General features: G+C 70.0%; 20 protein-coding genes and 1 tRNA gene. 9 read left to right on the plus strand and 12 right to left on the minus strand.

The genetic code is table 11. From position 1 onward, the window contains the following. Positions 1-471: 471 nt before the first annotated feature. The 3 genes from AC1DWR_RS04990 to AC1DWR_RS05000 all read left to right on the plus strand — a co-directional run bounded on the left by AC1DWR_RS04990 (position 472) and on the right by AC1DWR_RS05000 (position 2,912). Positions 472-1,023 (plus strand): RNA polymerase sigma factor, encoded by a 552-nt coding sequence (locus tag AC1DWR_RS04990; protein WP_477623779.1) that lies wholly within the window; start codon positions 472-474, stop codon positions 1,021-1,023. Next, positions 1,020-1,952: a hypothetical protein gene (locus tag AC1DWR_RS04995; RefSeq protein ID WP_477623780.1), complete on the plus strand. Its 933-nt coding sequence runs from the start codon at positions 1,020-1,022 to the stop codon at positions 1,950-1,952. The genes AC1DWR_RS04990 and AC1DWR_RS04995 overlap by 4 nt, the downstream gene beginning before the upstream one ends. 114 nt (positions 1,953-2,066) lie before the next feature. Continuing rightward, complete coding sequence (locus AC1DWR_RS05000; protein ID WP_477623781.1) at positions 2,067-2,912, plus strand: RecB family exonuclease; 846 nt, start codon at positions 2,067-2,069, stop codon at positions 2,910-2,912. 16 nt (positions 2,913-2,928) lie between these two features. On the opposite strand, the gene AC1DWR_RS05005 is transcribed toward AC1DWR_RS05000, so the two are convergent. After that, positions 2,929-3,654, minus strand: coding sequence for an HAD family hydrolase (locus AC1DWR_RS05005; protein ID WP_477623782.1), 726 nt, complete (start codon positions 3,652-3,654; stop codon positions 2,929-2,931). Positions 3,655-3,780: 126 nt separating this feature from the next. On the opposite strand from AC1DWR_RS05005, the gene AC1DWR_RS05010 reads away from it, so the two are divergent. Both AC1DWR_RS05010 and AC1DWR_RS05015 read left to right on the plus strand, forming a co-directional pair. Further along, complete coding sequence (locus AC1DWR_RS05010; RefSeq protein ID WP_477612906.1) at positions 3,781-4,632, plus strand: PAC2 family protein; 852 nt, start codon at positions 3,781-3,783, stop codon at positions 4,630-4,632. A gap of 130 nt (positions 4,633-4,762) precedes the next feature. Then, positions 4,763-5,446 (plus strand): alpha/beta fold hydrolase, encoded by a 684-nt coding sequence (locus tag AC1DWR_RS05015; RefSeq protein WP_477623783.1) that lies wholly within the window; start codon positions 4,763-4,765, stop codon positions 5,444-5,446. A gap of 39 nt (positions 5,447-5,485) precedes the next feature. Here AC1DWR_RS05015 and mshC read toward each other — a convergent pair whose 3' ends face one another. Genes mshC through AC1DWR_RS05035 form a run of 4 tightly spaced genes read right to left on the minus strand, consistent with a single transcriptional unit; the run spans position 5,486 to position 8,812 of the window. Further along, entirely contained in the window at positions 5,486-6,733 is a 1,248-nt protein-coding gene (mshC, locus tag AC1DWR_RS05020; protein ID WP_477623784.1) for a cysteine--1-D-myo-inosityl 2-amino-2-deoxy-alpha-D-glucopyranoside ligase, read from the minus strand. Positions 6,734-6,755: 22 nt separating this feature from the next. Continuing rightward, complete coding sequence (locus AC1DWR_RS05025) at positions 6,756-7,628, minus strand: SCO1664 family protein (protein WP_477623821.1); 873 nt, start codon at positions 7,626-7,628, stop codon at positions 6,756-6,758. After that, positions 7,565-8,104: a DUF3090 domain-containing protein gene (locus AC1DWR_RS05030; protein ID WP_477612903.1), complete on the minus strand. Its 540-nt coding sequence runs from the start codon at positions 8,102-8,104 to the stop codon at positions 7,565-7,567. The genes AC1DWR_RS05025 and AC1DWR_RS05030 overlap by 64 nt, the downstream gene beginning before the upstream one ends. 9 nt (positions 8,105-8,113) lie before the next feature. After that, entirely contained in the window at positions 8,114-8,812 is a 699-nt protein-coding gene (locus AC1DWR_RS05035; RefSeq protein ID WP_477623785.1) for an MSMEG_4193 family putative phosphomutase, read from the minus strand. Positions 8,813-8,870: 58 nt separating this feature from the next. Here AC1DWR_RS05035 and corA point away from each other — a divergent pair, with 58 nt between their 5' ends. Next, a complete protein-coding gene (gene corA, locus AC1DWR_RS05040) occupies positions 8,871-9,851 on the plus strand; it encodes a magnesium/cobalt transporter CorA (protein ID WP_477623786.1) in 981 nt (326 codons plus the stop codon). Between the two features lie 9 nt (positions 9,852-9,860). Here corA and AC1DWR_RS05045 read toward each other — a convergent pair whose 3' ends face one another. Both AC1DWR_RS05045 and AC1DWR_RS05050 read right to left on the minus strand, forming a co-directional pair. Then, positions 9,861-10,718, minus strand: coding sequence for an undecaprenyl-diphosphate phosphatase (locus AC1DWR_RS05045; protein ID WP_477623787.1), 858 nt, complete (start codon positions 10,716-10,718; stop codon positions 9,861-9,863). Positions 10,719-10,779: 61 nt separating this feature from the next. After that, complete coding sequence (locus AC1DWR_RS05050; RefSeq protein WP_477612899.1) at positions 10,780-11,838, minus strand: LLM class F420-dependent oxidoreductase; 1,059 nt, start codon at positions 11,836-11,838, stop codon at positions 10,780-10,782. Positions 11,839-11,902: 64 nt separating this feature from the next. On the opposite strand from AC1DWR_RS05050, the gene AC1DWR_RS05055 reads away from it, so the two are divergent. Beyond that, a complete protein-coding gene (locus AC1DWR_RS05055) occupies positions 11,903-12,841 on the plus strand; it encodes an aldo/keto reductase (protein WP_477612898.1) in 939 nt (312 codons plus the stop codon). A gap of 4 nt (positions 12,842-12,845) precedes the next feature. Here AC1DWR_RS05055 and AC1DWR_RS05060 read toward each other — a convergent pair whose 3' ends face one another. Next, the gene (locus AC1DWR_RS05060; RefSeq protein ID WP_477612897.1) at positions 12,846-13,181 is read right to left on the minus strand and encodes a hypothetical protein; all 336 of its coding nucleotides are present in this window, start codon (positions 13,179-13,181) and stop codon (positions 12,846-12,848) included. A 39-nt stretch (positions 13,182-13,220) separates the two neighbouring features. Here AC1DWR_RS05060 and AC1DWR_RS05065 point away from each other — a divergent pair, with 39 nt between their 5' ends. Then, positions 13,221-13,406 (plus strand): DUF5703 family protein, encoded by a 186-nt coding sequence (locus AC1DWR_RS05065; RefSeq protein WP_477612896.1) that lies wholly within the window; start codon positions 13,221-13,223, stop codon positions 13,404-13,406. Positions 13,407-13,439: 33 nt separating this feature from the next. On the opposite strand, the gene AC1DWR_RS05070 is transcribed toward AC1DWR_RS05065, so the two are convergent. Further along, positions 13,440-14,219 (minus strand): hypothetical protein, encoded by a 780-nt coding sequence (locus tag AC1DWR_RS05070; RefSeq protein ID WP_477623788.1) that lies wholly within the window; start codon positions 14,217-14,219, stop codon positions 13,440-13,442. A 90-nt stretch (positions 14,220-14,309) separates the two neighbouring features. Beyond that, complete coding sequence (locus AC1DWR_RS05075; RefSeq protein WP_477623789.1) at positions 14,310-15,641, minus strand: M20/M25/M40 family metallo-hydrolase; 1,332 nt, start codon at positions 15,639-15,641, stop codon at positions 14,310-14,312. Between the two features lie 149 nt (positions 15,642-15,790). Here AC1DWR_RS05075 and AC1DWR_RS05080 point away from each other — a divergent pair. Further along, positions 15,791-15,877: transfer RNA gene (locus AC1DWR_RS05080), tRNA-Leu, on the plus strand. A 46-nt stretch (positions 15,878-15,923) separates the two neighbouring features. Here AC1DWR_RS05080 and AC1DWR_RS05085 read toward each other — a convergent pair. Together AC1DWR_RS05085 and AC1DWR_RS05090 are read right to left on the minus strand one after the other, a co-directional pair. Then, positions 15,924-16,694, minus strand: coding sequence for a hypothetical protein (locus AC1DWR_RS05085; protein WP_477623790.1), 771 nt, complete (start codon positions 16,692-16,694; stop codon positions 15,924-15,926). 116 nt (positions 16,695-16,810) lie between these two features. Continuing rightward, positions 16,811-17,212, minus strand: coding sequence for a hypothetical protein (locus AC1DWR_RS05090; protein WP_477623791.1), 402 nt, complete (start codon positions 17,210-17,212; stop codon positions 16,811-16,813). Between the last annotated feature and the right edge of the window lie 72 nt (positions 17,213-17,284).

Genomic DNA, 17,284 nt, shown 5'->3' on the forward strand with positions numbered 1-17,284 from the left:
GCCGCAGGCGACAGTCAGTGCTGCTGGGGAATGCCGAGCGGGGCTGAGACGCCGGCGCCCGAGAGGTTGTCGCAGCGGACGATCTGGGACCCAACACGTTCCACCGGACACCGGAACGGGGTGGAGTCCCAGAACACGGTGGTGGCATGGGGCCGTGGCCCTGGGTCCTGCCGCGCAGTGGCGGTCGAGGAAACGCATAGAATGAGCGCAGCGGCAACAGCTGCTGCGGTGGGCGCCAGGCGACGAATGTGCCTCTGCTGCATAGTTTTTGGTTGCATGTGGGGTAGTCGTCGATGCCGACCAAAAGGTTGACGTCGGCGCCGCGGAAGATTCTTTGAAGGTCTCTGGCCCCGCCGATCCCGATGCAGACTCCTGCCGTTTCCAGCTTTTTCGAAAATTCCCCGACATCCGTGTCAACCTCCAGCGCGCTGTGACGACTACACCGCAGGAGACTGGTGCCGGGAGGCCGGAGTGAACGGTGGCGAGGAGTCAGCGGTCGTGCTCGCCTTCGAGGCGCCCACATCCCACGACAAGGACGCCGTGGTCGAGGCGTTGTTCCGCGAGCAGTTCGGCAGCATGGTCCGCCTCGCCTACTGCCTGCTCGGCGACCGCAGCGCCGCCGAGGACGTCGCACAAGAGGCGTTCGTCTCCCTGCACCTGCACTGGGGCACCCTGCGAGACCGCGGCGCCCTGCTGCCCTACCTCCGGTCCGTGGTGTTCAACCAGTGCCGATCCAGGCAGCGGTGGCTCATCCGGGGTCGGAGGGCGGTGAGCGAGCTCGGATCGCCGGAGCTGGTGCCCAGCTCGGAGGACTCTGCCGTCCTGCTCGACGAGACGCACCGCCTGGGCAGGGCCATCCGGGCACTCCCACTCCGTCAGCGCGAAGTCATCGTGTGCCGGTTCCTGCTGGGACTCAGCGAGGCCGAGACCTCGGCCGAGCTGGACATCAGTGTGGGCAGCGTCAAACAGCACACCCACCGGGCGCGAGCCGCCCTCCAGGCAGTGATGGGAGCCGGCCGATGACGCTGCAGGATCGAGATCTCGAACGCGCAATCGCGAGCCTCGCGGACGAGGTCGTGCTCGAGGCGGCGGACGTCGACGCGGCGTTCACCGACTTCACGGACCGCTCGGCCCGCGCGTCGCGCCGTCGGCGCGGACAGCGCCTGGCAGCGGCCTGCGCGGCCGCGGCCCTCCTGCTGGGCGGGGCGACCGCCTACTGGGCGGTGGCCGAACGCGGCACCCACCACCGGCCACCTCCCGTGCCCGCCGCAACCCCGTCGGTCATCTCGCCCGAGGAGATGGTCGGCGTCTGGACCGGTCTCGGGCTCTGGACCTTCTACGCGGACGGGACGGGCGGGTACAGCAACAACGCGAACACCCTGGAGACCCCCTTCCACTACACCCTCAAGGGGAACAAGCTCGGGGTGCGCGACGCCACTGGATGCGACTTCTCCTTCCGCCTGACGGGGTACCGCCAGAGCAGGCAGCTCACGGGAGACGTCCTGGAGTTCTGCGGCAACACCGCACCCCCTGTGTCCCTGGTGCGACTGTCCCCGGCAAGTCCCGCGGGGACGGAGATCCCGATGTTCTCGATGACGGGCGCCACACCCGTTCGTCGGGTCGCGCAGGTGGGTGGCGTGTGGATCATGCCGGGCACCGGCATGCTCCTCGCGATCGACGGCAGCCGCGGCACCTACGCGCTGGACGACAGGGGCAACCTGGCCAGGAACCCTCGCGACTCCGGCACCGTGACGGTCTCGTCGGACGGCACCGTCACCCTGACCAGCTCGCAGTCCCCCACCGCCGGGTGCGCCAGCCCCGGACGCCCTCGTACTGTCCTGCGGGATGTGATGGTGGTCGCGGCCCAGAGCGTCGAGGCCAAGGGCGGTGTGACCCCCACCTGTGCCCGGGCCACCGTCCAGGCCGGCTGGGTCCTAGTGAGCACCCGCTGACCCGGGTCACTACACCACGCCGGACGAGCGGCACCGGTCATCGAGCGGTATGCCGCGGGGCACCGACGGTGCGCCGCGGCACCGCTGTCAGCGGCGCGGCATACCGTGTGGTCCATGGTTCCAGCCCTCTCACCGAGCCGAGCATCGGACTTCAAGCAGTGTCCGCTGCTCTACCGGTTCCGCACGATCGACAAGCTGCCGTCCCCGCCGAGCCCGGCAGCTGCACGGGGCACGCTGGTGCACGCCGTCCTGGAGCGGTTGTTCGACCTGCCCGCCGAGGAGCGCACGCCGGCCGCCGCCCAGGCCCTTCTGGGTCCGCAGTGGGAGGCACTCGTCGAGCAGGAGCCCGAGCTGGCCGAGATGATCCTGTCGGACGACAAGCTCACCGAGGCCGGCTGGTTCGGTGACGCGCAGGCGCTGATCGAGACCTGGTTCACGTTGGAGGACCCGACCCGGCTGGAGCCCGCCGAGCGCGAGCTCTACGTCGAGACCGACGTGGACGGCCTCGTCCTGCGTGGCTACGTCGACCGTCTCGACGTTGCCCCCGACGGCGCGATGCGGGTCGTGGACTACAAGACCGGCCGGTCGCCGAGCGAGCTCTTCGAGGGCAAGGCGCTCTTCCAGATGAAGTTCTACGCCCTGGTCCTGTGGCGGCTGCGCGGCGAGATCCCGCGCCTGCTCCAGCTGGTCTACCTCGGCAACGGGGAGGTGGTCCGCTACGCGCCTGACGAGCACGACCTGCTCAGCCTCGAGCGCAACCTCAAGGCCGTGTGGACGGCCATCGAGCACGCCGCCACCACCGGCGACTGGCGGCCCAAGACCTCACGGCTGTGCGACTGGTGCGACTACCGCGAGTTCTGCCCCGCCTGGGGTGGCACTCCCCCGCCGCTGCCTGAGAACGCCGCCCAGATCGCGCTGAACCCCGCCGTCTCCGGCCAGGTGACCCCGATCGACGAGTGAGGCCCCGTGGCCTGAGCTATCCGCGAGCCCCGTCCCTTCGCGCACCGACGAACAGGGCCCGAAGGTCCCGGGGCGTCAGCCCACGCAGGCTGGGCGCCTGGACCGCACCCACGATCACGGGCACCGGCACGACGTGCGGCACGGCCAAGGTCGGGACACCGGCGGCCACGGCAGACCGGACCCCGGTGGGCGAGTCCTCGATCGCCACGCAGTCGGTGACCTCGACCCCGAGGGCCCGAGCCGCGGCGAGGTAGGGCTCGGGGTGGGGTTTGCCGTGCTCCACCTCGTCACCGGTGATGACCGCGGTGAAGGTGCCCGGTGGCAGTGCCTCGACGACTGCGTCGGCCAGCGACCGCCAGGACATGGTCACGAGGGCGTTCGGCACGCCGGCCTCGCCCAGGGCTGTCAGCAGCTCGACCGCACCCGGGCGCCATGGCACGTGCTCGGTGACCTGGGCGATGACCCGCCTGAGCAGCTCCTCGATGATCTCGACCGGTTCGAGCGAGACAGGGCTGTTGTCCCGGATGAACTCCGCCGACACCATGAGGTCGTTGCCGACGAGCTGGTGCGCGTACTCGTCGTTCCAGATCCCGCCGGCCTCCTCGACGATCGCGTGTTCGGCGTTGATCCAGTAGGGCTCGGTGTCGACGAGGGTGCCGTCCATGTCCCAGAAGACCGCGGACGGGAGACCGCCCACGGGAGGCGACGGGTCCTCGGACTGAGCGGACTCGGGAGGCGGCATTGCGGGTGGCCTTCGTGGTGCGGGGATGGCGGCGCGCCCGACTATACGCAGCCGTGCAGAGGGCTCCGGACCACGGACCGTAGGCTGGACCTGGACCGCGCATCGGCAGCAGAGGAAGGAGCGGTGGTGATAGAACTCGAAGACGTCCCCGAGCTCAACAACCCCGTCGTGATTGCCGCCTTCGAGGGCTGGAACGACGCAGGAGAGGCGGCGACCGCAGCCGTCGACCACCTCGTCGACGTGTGGGACGCCGAGGCCATCGCAGCACTCGACCCGGAGGAGTACTACGACTTCCAGGTCAACCGGCCCCGCGTGGTGCTCGAGGACGGCCGGCGCCGGATCCACTGGCGGACCACCCGGATCCTCGTCGCCCGCTCGGCGGGGCTGGACCGCGACGTGATCCTGATCCAGGGCATCGAACCCTCCTTCCGCTGGCGGGCCTTCACCATCGAGCTCATGGAGTTCGCCCAGGAGGTGGGCGCGAGCACGGTGTTCACGCTCGGCGCGCTCATGGCCGATGTGGCCCACACCCGCCCGATCCCGGTGACCGCGACCTCCGACGACGACGACGTGATCCACCGTTTCGACCTCGAGCCGAGCCGCTACGAGGGGCCGACGGGCATCGTCGGGGTGCTGGCCGACGCCGCCACGCAGTCGGGGATGCAGTCGCTGTCCTGCTGGGCCGCGGTGCCGCACTACGCCGGCCACTCTCCCTCGCCGAAGGCCACCCTCGCGCTGATCTCGCGGCTCGAGGAGCTGCTCGACGCGACCATCCCCCACGGCGACCTGGCCGAGGGCGCCAAGGCGTGGGAGCGCGGCATCAACGAGCTCGCCGACACCGACGAGGAGGTCGCCGAGTACGTCCAGTCCCTCGAGGAGGCCCAGGACACCGCGGACCTGCCCGAGGCAAGCGGTGATGCGATCGCGCGCGAGTTCGAGCGCTACCTGCGTCGCCGCGGCCAGGAGGGACCGGGCTGAGCCGGACGACCAGCCGACTCTGGCCGAGGCACCCGTCGCTCGCTGAACCGGACGCACATCGTCCGGAACCGGACCTAGCCTGCAGGCCTCACCGTCGGGCACCGAGCCCGCGCTGGAAAGGGGCCTGACCATGGACATCCTGCTGATCGCCGGACTGTGGCTCGACGGATCCGCCTGGGACGCCGTCGTGCCGGAGCTCGAGGCCCTCGGCCACCGCCCCGTACCGATCACCCTCCCCGGTCAAGGTGACGGCGCAACGGAGGCCTCGCTGGACGACCAGGTCGCGGCGGTGCTCAGCGCGGTGGACCTTGCCGCCCACCCTCCCATGGTCGTGGGGCACTCCGCCGCCTGCACCCTCGCGTGGCTGGCGGCCGATGCCCGGCCTGACAAGGTGGCCCGGGTTGCCCTGATCGGCGGCTTCCCGTCCGCAGACGGAGAGGCCTACGCGGACTTCTTCGAGACCACGGATGGCGTCATGCCGTTCCCCGGCTGGGGGCCGTTCGAGGGAGCGGACTCGGCCGACCTCGACGAGGAGGCCAGGCGAGCCTTCGAGGCTGCGGCCATCGCGGTCCCCGAGGGGGTGACCAAGGGGGTGGTCCACCTCACCGACGAGCGGCGGTTCGACGTCCCGGTCGTGCTGGTGTGCCCCGAGTTCGACCCTGCGCAGGCCCAGGCGTGGATCGACGACGGTGAGCTTCGTGAGCTCGCGAAGGCAAGGCACCTCGACCTGGTCGACATCGACTCGGGCCACTGGCCCATGGTCACCAAGCCGAGGGCTCTCGCCCAGCTCCTCTCGGACGCCGCGACCGCCTGACGCGGGGTGACCGAGGGGCTCAGTCGGGACTGACCAGCCTCAGACCCTGACTCCGAGGATGGCGTCGAGGGCGCGGGAGAGCACCCCCGCGGCGGAGCTGCTCGTGCCGCCGCGGGTCAGGGTCTGCCGGGCCCACGCGTCAACGGCAGCCAGTGCGCCCGGGGTGTCGAGGTCCTCGGCCACCCGCGCGCGGATCGCCTCGACGGCGTCCGTGGAGTCGGGTGCCGTGTTGACCGAGAGGGCGGCGCGCCAGGTCTCCAGCCGCTCCTGGGCCGCCTCCAGCACGGAGTCGGTCCACGACCACTCCGTGCGGTAGTGCTGGGCAAGCAGCGCCAGACGGATGGCCATCGGGTCGACGCCGTCAGCGCGCAGCTTGGAGACGAGCACGAGGTTGCCCTTGGACTTGCTCATCTTCTGGCCGTCCAGACCCACCATCGCCTGGTGGGTGTAGGTCCGTGCGAAGGGCCGCTCGTCGGTCAGCACCACGGCCTGGGTCGCGCTCATCTCGTGGTGGGGGAAGATCAGGTCCGTCCCCCCACCCTGGATGTCGAAGGCCATGCCCAGGTGCTCCAGCGCGATCGCGGTGCACTCGACGTGCCAGCCGGGCCGACCGTCGGGCAGACCCTCGACCGTCCAGGACGGTTCACCCTCGCGAGCGGCCCGCCACAGAAGGGGGTCGAGCTCGTCGCGCTTGCCGACCCGATCGGGGTCGCCGCCACGGTCGGCAAAGACCGCGAGCATCTCCTCGCGGTTCCAGTTGGACACCGCGCCGAAGCCGGCGTCCGCCGAGATGTCGAGGTAGAGGTCGTCTCCGTCGGACTCCGCGGTGTCGACCGGGTAGGCAGCTCCCCGCTCGAGCAGTGCGCGGACGGCGGCTCCGACGGGTTCGATGCTCTCGACGACACCCACGTAGTGGTCTGGAGGAATGACCGCCAGCGCGGTCATGTCCTCGCGGAACAGCGAGATCTCCATCGCGGCAAGGTCTTCCCACTTGATCCCGTCGCGCGCGGCTCGCTCGAGAAGCGGGTCGTCGACGTCGGTGATGTTCTGGACGTACTCGACGTCGTGCCCCGCGTCTCGCAGTGCGCGACCGAGGATGTCGAACGTGACGTACGTGGCGGCGTGCCCCATGTGGGTGGCGTCGTAGGGCGTGATCCCGCAGACGTACATCCGCGCGGTCGGTCCAGGGGTGATGGCGCGGACCGCGCCGGTCGCGGAGTCGAAGACCTGCACGGGGTGGCCGGTGCCGGGCACGGTGGGGAGGAAGGGCGTGGGCCAGGAGATCACAGCGGAAGCCTACGGGGGCCCTTCACACCGGCGGCCACGGGATGGCCGGCCACTCGCCGGTGGGCAGTGGGTATGCCGCCTCGGCGAGCAGCGCCGCGCAGCGGGCCTCCAGGGCGGAGAGCTCGGCCGTGGTCAGCAGTCCTGACAGGCCGCGGTGCAGCGACGACGTCGCGTCGCGCAGGGCGTCGCGCACGGTCGTGATCCGGGACAGGTCGGCTGAGGACAGCGGCTGACCAGCGAAGCCCCAGAGCACGGTCCGCAGCTTGTCGTCCTGGTGCAGGCTCACGCCGTGGTCGAACCCTCGCAGGCGCTCGCCCTCACGGACGAGGTGCGAGCCCTTGCGGTCGGAGTTGTTGATCACCGCGTCGAAGGCCGCGACTCCCCGGACGTCCGTGCTGTCCTCGTGCACGACCACGACCGGCCGGCCACGCTCGTCCTGTCCGCGGAGCACAGCCAGCCATCCCTTCGGAACGGCGTCGGGCGCCACGACGTCGACGACGTACTCCGGCTGGGTCTGCGGGTCGCCGACCCACCGCTGCACCGATCCGGGACCACGGGGTCCGTCGCGCAGCACGGTCTCTGGCACCACGTCCCACCCACCCTCGGCGCTGACCAGGTGGGCAGCCACCTCGCGGGCCGCCAGCGACCCGTCAGGGAAGTCCCAGAGAGGTCGCTCGCCCTCGATCGGCTTGTAGATGGCCAGCGGTCCCTCGTCGTCGCCGAGTCGCACGAGCAGGGCGAGGTTGGAGGCGTCGGCCAACGCCCCGAGCACCACCAGGTCTGCGCGCGTCAGGAGGTCGAGGGTGACCCGTGCGCCGCCTGCTGGCTGGGTCAGCGCTTGTAGCCGTTCGCGCGGGGGCAGATGTGCCCCTCTGGTTCGAGCGGGCCACCGCAGAACGGGCAGGGCGGGCGACCGGCGGACACGACCGACTGGGCCCGGCGCGCGAACGCCCGAGCCCTCGACGGGGAGAGCACCACCCGCACCTGTCGAGGTTCCTCGGTGAGGACCTCCGGGTCGACGGCAGCCTCGGGGTCGTCGGGGTCTCGGTCGAGGCACTCGATCACCACGACGTGCCGGGTGTCGTCCCAGGCCAGGCTCAGCGCAGTGACACGGAACTCGTCCTCGATCGGGGTGTCGAGCGGTGCGTTGTCGACGACCTCGGCCGCGGCGTGGTCGCCACCCTCCCCCGCTGCATAGCTGTCGAGCAGGTCGTTGATGCGGTCGGCGAGGACCGACACCTGCTGCTTCTCCAGCGAGACGCTGGTCAGTCGACGTCCCTCGCTGGCCTGGAGGAAGAAGGTGCGCTGCCCCGGCGGGCCGACGGTGCCGGCGACGAACCGGTCCGGTGGATCAAACTCGACGAGCCCCATGGCGAAACTCTAACCGGCTCCCCCGCCGACGGTTGCGTCGCCCGCGACCGGCGCATCGGGTGTCGGCTGGAACCGGGTCAGGTCGGGGGTCAGGTCGTTTGCCGTCAGCAGGAACGTGTGTCGACCGCCGTACCGCACCGCCGAGACCGAGGCGGGGTCTGCGGTGTAGCTCTGGAACCGGGCCAGACCGGACCCGGTCGCGTCGGCCAGGACCGCCTTGAGGAGGTCACCGTGGGTCACGGCGACCCACAGCATGGAGCCTCCCGACGCCTCGCCGACCTCCCGGTCGTGGCGCCTGACGGCCGCCACGACGCGGTCACTCATGGCGCGAAGGCTCTCGCCGGCGTACCGGTCGTCGTCCGGGAACCGGGCCGTCTCCGGGGCGTCCTGGACGGCTTTCCACAACGCCTCCTTGGCCAGCTCACCGAGCGGCCGGCCTGTCCACGCCCCGTAACCGCACTCCTGGAGGTCCTCGTCGACGGTGACCTCGACGCCCACCGCCGCGGCGATGGGCGTCGCAGTCTCGAGGCAGCGTTCGAGCGGACTGCTCACCACCCGCGCGACGGGCAGCCCGCGGAACCGTTCCGCGAGGAGGCCGGCCTGCTCGCGACCCCGGTCGGTGAGGTGGATGCCGGGCAGCCGGCCGGCGAGGATGCCCTCACCGTTGGCGCTGGAGTGGCCGTGACGGACCAGCAGGACGGTGGGCACCTGCGCACTCTACGGCGCGCTGCTCGCTCGCTCGTCCGCGACGTGGTGAAGTAGGGCCGTGATCGTCGACCAAGCCATCTACCGCCAGGGCCAACGGCTGCCGTGCGGCGACCTCAGCGACGCGCTGGAGGAGCTACGCGGTGGGGACGACCCCCACGCCTTCCTCTGGATCGGGCTCAAGAACCCCACCGACGCGGAGTTCGACCTCGTCAACGACGAGCTCAAGCTGCACCCGCTGGCCGTGGAGGACGCGGTCAAGGGCAACCAGCGACCCAAGGTGGAGCTCTACGACAACACGATCTTCGTGGTGATGAAGACGTTGCGCTACATCGAGGAGACCTCCGACATCGAGACCGGCGAGGTGATGCTCTTCGTCGGCGACAGGTTCGTGGTGACCGTCCGGAGGGGCGAGGCGAACCCGCTGGCGGGGGTGCGGCAGGGGCTCGAGGCCAACACCGAGACGCTGCGCCACGGAGAGATCGCGGTGGTCCACGCGGTGATGGACAGCATCATCGACAACTACGTCTCCATCGACGCCGAGCTGCAGAAGGACCTCGAAGAGATCGAGGCCGCCGTCTTCTCGGGGTCCAGGTCCGCGAGCTCGACGACGATCTACCAGCTCAAGCGTGAGGTGCTGGAGTTCCGTCGCGCGGCGGTCCCCCTGGCCGCGCCGCTGCGGATGCTCCACGACGGGTCGCGGTCACCGTTGCCCCACAAGGAGGTCAGGCTGCTGTTCCGTGACGTCGCGGACCACCTCCTGCGCGTGATCGACCACGTCGAGTCCTACGACCGGCTGCTCACCGACATCCTCAACGCCCACCTCGCGCAGATCAGCGTCCAGCAGAACAGCGACATGCGGAAGATCTCGGCCTGGGTCGCGATCGCGGCCGTGCCCACGATGATCGCGGGCGTCTACGGCATGAACTTCGACAACATGCCCGAACTCCGGTGGCAGTACGGCTACTTCATCGTGCTGGCCGTCATGGCGTCGGCCTGCGTGGGCCTCTACCGCGCGTTCCGCAAGTCGGGTTGGCTGTGACTCCTGGCCTCAGGTGGCCGTCATCCAGCCCGCAGCCAGGACGACGAGGAGCACCACGCCCAGGGCGACGCGGTACCAGACGAAGGCCGTGATCTTGTTGCTGCTGACGAACTTCAGCAGCCACGCGATCGAGGCGTAGGCCACGACGAAGGACACCACGACGCCGAGGATGATCGGGCCGATGCCGAGCAGCTTGAGGTGGTCGGTCTCGCTGAGCAGCTCGAAGATGCCCGCAGCGGTCAGGGCCGGGATCGCCATGAAGAACGACAAGCGGGTCGCCGTCAGCCGGTCGAGACCCCTGAACAACCCGGCGGAGATCGTCGCGCCGGAGCGGGACACACCGGGGACCAGGGAAACGCACTGCACGAGGCCGATGACGACGCCGTCGACGAGGGTGACCTGCCCCTCGCCGCGCTCGATCCCCTGGCGGGTGAGCATCGTGTGGCGGGTCTCGGCGAGCCACATCACGGCACTCCAGGCAATGAGGGCCACCGCGACCACCCACAGGCTGCGCAGGCCGCCGCTGATCAGGTCCTTTGCCGCGAAGCCGACGATGCCCACGGGGATGGACCCGACGATCACGGCCCAGGCCAGCTGGTAGTCGTGGTGGGCGCGGGCCGGAGCGCTCACCAGGCCGGACACCCACGCCACGAGCAGCCGAACGATGTCCTTGCCGAAGTAGAGCAGCGTGGCGACGATCGCCCCGAGCTGGATCACCGCGGTGTAGGCGGTCACCCCCGGGTCGTCGACCGTCAGGCCGAGCAGCTTCTCGGTGATCGTCAGGTGTCCGGTGGAGGAGACCGGGAGGAACTCGGTCAGCCCCTCCACGATGCCGAGGATGAGGGCGTCGAGATAGCTCAGGGTCAACGGTCTGCTTTCGGGGTAGTGAGGCGGTCGGGCCTGAGGAGGAAGCGGTGCGGCGCCGAGGTCACGGGCCAGTCTCCCCCATCAGCTCCGCCATCGTTCGCACGACATGCAGCCGGTCCTCGAGCCCTCCGGCAAAGGGTGCGATCGACAGCGTGCCGACCCCGGCGTCGGCGTAGCGCGCCAGCCGGTCCCGGATGCGGTCGCGGGGGCCGATGAGAGCCGTGGCGTCGATGAACTCGAAGGGAACTGCGGCTGCGGCATCACGGTGCTGCCTGGCCAGGAAGAGGTCCTGCACCCGCGCCGCCGCCTCCTCGAACCCCATCCGCACCGCCAGCTGGTTGTAGAAGTTCTGCTCCCGCGAACCCATCCCACCGATGTAGAGGGCCGCGTAGGGACGGATCGCGTCGGCGGCGGCCTCGACGTCGTCGGCGATCACGACGGGCACTGACGGAGCGATGTCGAAACCCTCGAGGGGGTTGTCGTCGGTCCCCCGGCCGGCACGCCTGCGGCCAGTGACCACGGACTGCACCAGGTCGCCGGAGTGCTCGGGGCTGAAGAAGATCGCGTGCCACCCGTCGGCCACCTCCCCTGCGAGCTCCAGGTTCTTGGGCCCCACAGCCGCGAGGTAGATCGGGAGATCTGGACGCGGCGGGTGGATCGTCAGCTTGAGGGCCTTGCCGGGGCCGTCGGCCACCGGGAGCGTGAAGTGCTTCCCGGCATACGCCAGGCTCTCCCGTCGCAGGGCCATCCGCACGATGTCGACGTACTCGCGCGTCCGCCCGAGCGGCGCCCCGAACGGGACACCGTGCCACCCTTCGCTGACCTGGGGACCACTGACGCCCAGGCCCAGGCGGAAGCGGCCCTTGGACAGGGTGTCGAGCGTGGCCGCGGTCATCGCCGTCATGGCCGGCGTCCGCGCCGGGATCTGCATCACTGCCGCACCGAGGTCGATCCGCTCGGTGAGGGCGCCGATCCACGACAACACGGTGGGGACGTCCGAGCCGTACGCCTCGGCAGCCCACGCCACGGCATACCCGAGCCGATCGGCCTCCTGCGCGACCGCCACGTTGTCCTGGTCCACGCCCATGCCGAAGTAGCCGAGGTTCACACCGAGTTCCATGGGTGCGAGGTTAGCGGCGAGTGCGCCGCGTCAGCCGGGCGGCGGCCGACTACCGTACGGGACCATGCGCCAGCGACGAATGGGCACCTCCGGACTGTCGGTGTCCCGCCTTGCCCTCGGGACGATGACGTGGGGCCGGACCACCGACGAGGAAGGCGCACGCGAGCAGCTGCGCACATTCCTCGATGCCGGGGGGAACCTCGTCGACACCGCACACGGCTACTCCGACGGCGCCTCCGAGGAGATCATCGGCCGCCTCATCGACGACGACGTCCAGCGGGAGGACCTGGTCATCTGCACCAAGTCCGGCATCTCCCGCCGCTCCGGCAACCGCGTCGTGGACACCTCACGGCACAGCCTGCTCAGCCAGCTGGACACCTCACTCGAACGGCTCGGGACCGACCATGTGGACCTCTGGCTGGTCCACACCTGGTCGGACGAGGCGCCACTGACCGAGACGTTGTCGGCGCTGGAATGGGCCGTCAACACCGGGCGTGCGCGCTATGTCGGTGTGTCGAACTTCAGTGGCTGGCAGGCGGCCCGGGCGATGTCGCTGCTGGAGCAGGCGCGAGTCCCCTTGGTGGCCAACGAGATCGAGTACTCCCTTGCCAACCGCAGCGCCGAGCCCGACCTGCTGGCCGCCGCACAGGCCCTGGGGTTCGGGCTGCTGCCATGGTCGCCGCTGGGCCGGGGCGTGCTGACCGGCAAGTACCGCAACGGGGTGCCCGCAGACTCCAGAGCAGCCTCGCGAGACTTCCCCCGGTTCACGGCCCGCTACCTCGATGACCGCAGCACCGGGATCGTCGAGGCGCTCGCCATCGCCGCCAAGGGGCTGGAGGTCAGCCTGGCCGAGGTCGCCCTGGCGTGGGTGCGAGACCGGCCGGGCGTGGTCAGCCCCGTTGTCGGCGCCCGGACCACGGCACAGCTGCGCACCTCGCTCGCCAGCGAGTCCCTCGAGCTCCCCGACGAGCTGGTGGCCGCGTTGGACGAGATCTCAGCCTGAGGCGTCAGGACTCGTCGTAGTCCGCGTCGTCCAGTCCTGAGTAGACACCGCCGTCGCCGTCCTCGTCGGGATGGTCGTCCAGCTCCTCGTCGTCGTCCTCGTCGTCTTCGGCATCTTCGTCATCGTCGTCGTCGTCGTCGCCGTCATAGATGTCGAGCGGCGTCATCTCGCCGTACGCCTGCAGGAGGGCGTCGTCGTAGGTCGCGAACGCGTCGGCCAGGTCGTCGTAGGCTGCGATGACCGTTGGGTCTTCCTCGCCCCGCTTGGATGCCGATGCCTCGAGGTGCCGCTCGAAGGCGGTCATGAGGTTGGCCAGCGCGCCACGCGGGTCTGCGGTCATGGCTCGACGGTATCGGGTTCTACGGCAAAATGGCGGACGATGGTTGAGTACGAGTACCGCGTGGTGAGCTTCACCCGAACAGATTCGCGATCCGACATTCGCCGGACGCTGACCGAGCACGCCGAGTACGGCCACTGGGAGCTGCACCGCACCCGGATCTACCTCGGTGGTCTGCAACGGACCTGGTTGCGCCGCAAGATCATCCGGGCGCCGCGCCCCATCTGACGAGGGATGGCGGGAGTCGGTGCCGACCTCCGGTCAGGCGTTGTTCGTGCTCGCTGCCCGGTAGTCGACGAGCCCGTGGGCCTTGCGCAGAAAGGCGATCCCGAGGGCGATCAAGCCGCTGGCCAGCAGCACGGTGGGTGCGAGGTCGGCGCCCGTGAACGCGAGCAACCCCGAGACACCAACCCTCGCTGCGCTCCCCGTCGGGTTGGCTGACGTGGCGGCCGCGCTGGTGGTGCCGCCGGTGGATCCCTGGGAGGTGCCGACTGACGCTCCGGCCGGGCAGGGCACGAGCAAGCGTTCCACGGGCAGCCCCACAGCCCTGAGCTCGTCGAGGAGGTTGCGGTCGAGCACGACGATCGTGGTGCGGGCCGGCACACCGGCGCGGGTCAGCCGTACGCACGCCCCCAGCAGGTTCCGCACGGTGACGTCCGCGCCCACGACGGTGTCACCGTCCGCAGCGGGTGCTGCGCCGACGCGCGCGGCCGAGGAGCTGGCCGCCGGTGACGACGCGCTCGTCCCCGGCGCGGTGCGAGCCGGGGTGCTCCGCTGTGGAGCGCTGCCGGACCCCTTCCCCGAAGGACTCTCCAGGGCACCCTTGACGGCGCCGATGACCTGGGTCACCGGCGTGGTCGGGCCGGAAGGTGGCGGCGCCGGCACGAGGCTGGTCGCGGTGCCGACCACCGCGCCAACGGGGTCAGGCACCACCTGGGGGGCAGCATGGGCGCCACCCTCACCGAGGAGAACCACCCCTCCCGCGAGGGCCAGGACCGCGCCGAGCCGAGCAACGCCACTGATCCGTTGACCAGTCCCCATGACCGTCCGCCCTTCGCGTGTGTCCACTACGGACTGCTCAACGACGGGCCGGACCGCGGGGATACGGCTGCAGCAGGGATTTGTGCGCGGTCAGCAGGTGGCGATGAAGCGCTGGAGCACCTTGGTCCCGAACTCGAGGGCCGAGACCGGCACCCGCTCGTCGATGCCGTGGAACATGGGCGCGAAGTCGAGGTCAGCCGGCAACTGGAGAGGGGCGAACCCGTACCCCGTGATGCCGAGGGTGCTCAGCGCCTTGTTGTCGGTCCCCCCGGACAGGCAGTAGGGCAGCACCTCGGCACCGGGATCCTCGGCGAGCAGGGCCGCCTTCATCGCCTCGACGAGCGGCCCCTCGAAGGGGGCGTCGAGCGCGATGTCACGGTGCACGACCTCGACCTCCACGTGCTCACCCGCGAGTTCCCGGATGGTGTCGAGGAGGTCGTCGTCGTGGCCCGGGAGGAACCGGCAGTCGAGCGAGGCGCAGGCGCTCTGCGGGATGACGTTGTGCTTGTACCCCGCCTCGGCCATGGTGAAGTTGGCGGTGTCCTGCAGCGTCCCCCTCACGAATCCCTGCGCACCCCCGAGGTGGTCGAGCAGGTCGTCGAGGTCCTCGTCGGAATAGGACGTGCCGGTGACGGCGGAAAGCCCGTCCAGGAGCTCGCGCACCGAGGCGATGTACTCCCGTGGCCACTTGTGCTCGTTGATGCGGGTGATGGCTTCGGCCAGGCGCACCAGGGCGTTCTCGTCGTTGGGCACCGAACCATGACCGGCCCGTCCGCGGGCGGTGAGGCGGAGCCACAGGATGCCCTTCTCGGCGGTCTGGACCAGGTAGGCCCGGGTGTCGCCCCCGGCGGTCGGCACCGTGACGCTGTAGCCACCGACCTCCGAGACCGCTTCCGACACACCCTCGAAGAGCTCCGGGTGGTGGTCGACCACGTAGTGGCTCCCCTTGACACCTCCGGCCTCCTCGTCGGCGAAGAAGGCGAACACGATGTCGCGCGGGGGTTTGGCACCGCGGCGGGCCAGGTCGCGGATGTTGGCCAGGATCATGGCGTCCATGTCCTTCATGTCGACCGCGCCGCGGCCCCAGATGCAGCCGTCCCTGAGCTCGGCCGCGAGCGGGTCGACCTGCCAGTCGGCGGCGTTGGCGGGTACGACGTCCAGGTGACCGTGGATGCACAGGGCCGGGCGGTCGCGGTCCTCACCCTCGATCCGGACCACGACGCTGGTGCGTCCGGGGTCGCTCTCGATGACGGTGGGTTCGAGGCCGACCTCGCGGAGCTGGGCCACGACGTACTCGGCGGCCTCGCGCTCGCCGGGTCCGGAGCCGTCGCCGTAGTTGGTGCTGTCGATCCGGATCAGGTCACGGCACAGCCGCACGACCTCGTCGACGGGAGTGGTGGCGGACTCGGTGACCTCGCTCATGCCGTCCAGACTAAGGGCGTTGGGTATGCAACGCGGCCGGTCGTTCCACGGGATCCGTTGGGGGCTGGGCCGTTTGGGAGATGCGGTGTGCTGCGTGCTATCGTTCCGGGTCGCAGCAGGCGCTCCCCAAGGGGCCTGCTCAGCACCTTGTCCGGGTGGCGGAATGGCAGACGCGCTAGCTTGAGGTGCTAGTGCCCTTAACGGGCGTGGGGGTTCAAGTCCCCCTCCGGACACCACACGGAACGACCCCGACACGCTTGATCGTCGGGGTCGTTCTTCACGTCAGAAGTCCACGCCGTAGATCGGGAGCATGAGCGGTGCACGCTGCGTGCTCCGCTTTGCCTCTGCCAAGAGGGCCGGGACGTCGCCGTTGAACCGGTTGACGCCCAAGGCCATGCAGACGAGCATCATCTCGACCGACCTCAGCGGCTGTGTCCACTTCAGCAGGACCGCGGCGGGAAGCGTGTGACGCATGGCCTCGATCTGGGAGAAGGTCGCGCGGTCGCCGCGGAACGACCCCCCTTGGACGAGCACCGCCCCCGCCGCCCCGAGCAGCGCCGTGCACGCGGTCAGCTGGTCCTTGGAGGCGTCCGTCGTGTCGATCAGGGCGCGCACCTTGCCGGCCTGCGGCGTCACGGCCTCCACGACCGCGTCGACCTGCTCGGCAATCAGGTGCAGGCAGTCGTTCTCGCGCCCGGGTGCGACGACCAAGGCGACCTCTGAGGCGCCGAGGGACACCAGTTCCATGGCTTCGGCAGCGAGGTCGACCGGGTCATGGAACTGCGACGGCCTGTCATGGAAGGCAAGAGCCGTCACGGGCGCTGTTCCGCTCCCAGTGAGTCGGCGGGCCGCGGTGGCCAGGTGCTCGGGACGACACAGGACCGCGGCAAGCCCGACCTCGGCGGCATAGTCGCATCCCCGTCGAAGTTCCCCATGGTCGACTTCAGGGCCGTGCAGCCGGTGTTCCAGCGCCCCCGCGAGTGACTCGCGGGTCACCACCTCGCGTTCGAGCTGGATCCGCGTCCGAAGCCACGCTGTGTCCAGTGCGAGCACGCGTCACCCTTCCTCCGGGGGGCCCAGGAACGGTTTCGCCTACCGCCGTTTCACGGGGTTTGTCCCCGAATGTACCGGTCAAGCGGGTGTGGATGCGCGCTGTGCGTCCACCGGGGTCAGCTCGCCTCGCTCACCAGGGCGGTCTGCATCAGCGCGAGGTGCGTCAGTCGTCGCTGCCGGGCATCGCCGGTGTTCCGACCCCGCACGAGCCGGCGACGCAGCTCGTTGACCAGCTCCTGGTTCGACACGAACCGCAGGACGAACGTGGGCTCACCCTCCTGGTTCTTCGGCAGACCACACGCGATCCCGGCCGCCACCACCAGCTGACGGTAGGGCAGGTCAAGGGCTTTCGAGAGCCGCGAGAGCGTCGACTCGTCGGGCATGGCGGACAGCTGCTCCGGGCCGACCAGGTTGACGACGACCTCCGGGCTCAGGCCGCTCTCGAACGTGAACTGCGAGACGGACCACCCCTTCTCGCGCAGCCGCTCTTCGATGACGATGCCGAGTTCATTTGCCATGGACGCTCCCCGCGTGAGCCGAAATGGAAGGGTTTCTTCCTTCTGGATGTGAAGAGGAAACCATGATGATTT

The sequence above is a fragment of the Pedococcus sp. P2_E2 genome, assembly GCF_056403955.1.

Coding starts and splice junctions, on each gene's coding strand:
- AC1DWR_RS05090 (WP_477623791.1), bottom strand. CDS start 17,212: ATGGCAAATGAACTCGGCATCGTCATCGAAGAGCGGCTGCGCGAGAAG.
- AC1DWR_RS05075 (WP_477623789.1), bottom strand. CDS start 15,641: ATGAGCGAGGTCACCGAGTCCGCCACCACTCCCGTCGACGAGGTCGTG.
- AC1DWR_RS05000 (WP_477623781.1), top strand. CDS start 2,067: ATGGTTCCAGCCCTCTCACCGAGCCGAGCATCGGACTTCAAGCAGTGT.
- AC1DWR_RS04995 (WP_477623780.1), top strand. CDS start 1,020: ATGACGCTGCAGGATCGAGATCTCGAACGCGCAATCGCGAGCCTCGCG.
- AC1DWR_RS05030 (WP_477612903.1), bottom strand. CDS start 8,104: ATGGGGCTCGTCGAGTTTGATCCACCGGACCGGTTCGTCGCCGGCACC.
- AC1DWR_RS05070 (WP_477623788.1), bottom strand. CDS start 14,219: ATGGGGACTGGTCAACGGATCAGTGGCGTTGCTCGGCTCGGCGCGGTC.
- AC1DWR_RS05060 (WP_477612897.1), bottom strand. CDS start 13,181: ATGACCGCAGACCCGCGTGGCGCGCTGGCCAACCTCATGACCGCCTTC.
- AC1DWR_RS05050 (WP_477612899.1), bottom strand. CDS start 11,838: ATGGAACTCGGTGTGAACCTCGGCTACTTCGGCATGGGCGTGGACCAG.
- AC1DWR_RS05015 (WP_477623783.1), top strand. CDS start 4,763: ATGGACATCCTGCTGATCGCCGGACTGTGGCTCGACGGATCCGCCTGG.
- AC1DWR_RS05005 (WP_477623782.1), bottom strand. CDS start 3,654: ATGCCGCCTCCCGAGTCCGCTCAGTCCGAGGACCCGTCGCCTCCCGTG.
- AC1DWR_RS05065 (WP_477612896.1), top strand. CDS start 13,221: ATGGTTGAGTACGAGTACCGCGTGGTGAGCTTCACCCGAACAGATTCG.
- AC1DWR_RS05055 (WP_477612898.1), top strand. CDS start 11,903: ATGCGCCAGCGACGAATGGGCACCTCCGGACTGTCGGTGTCCCGCCTT.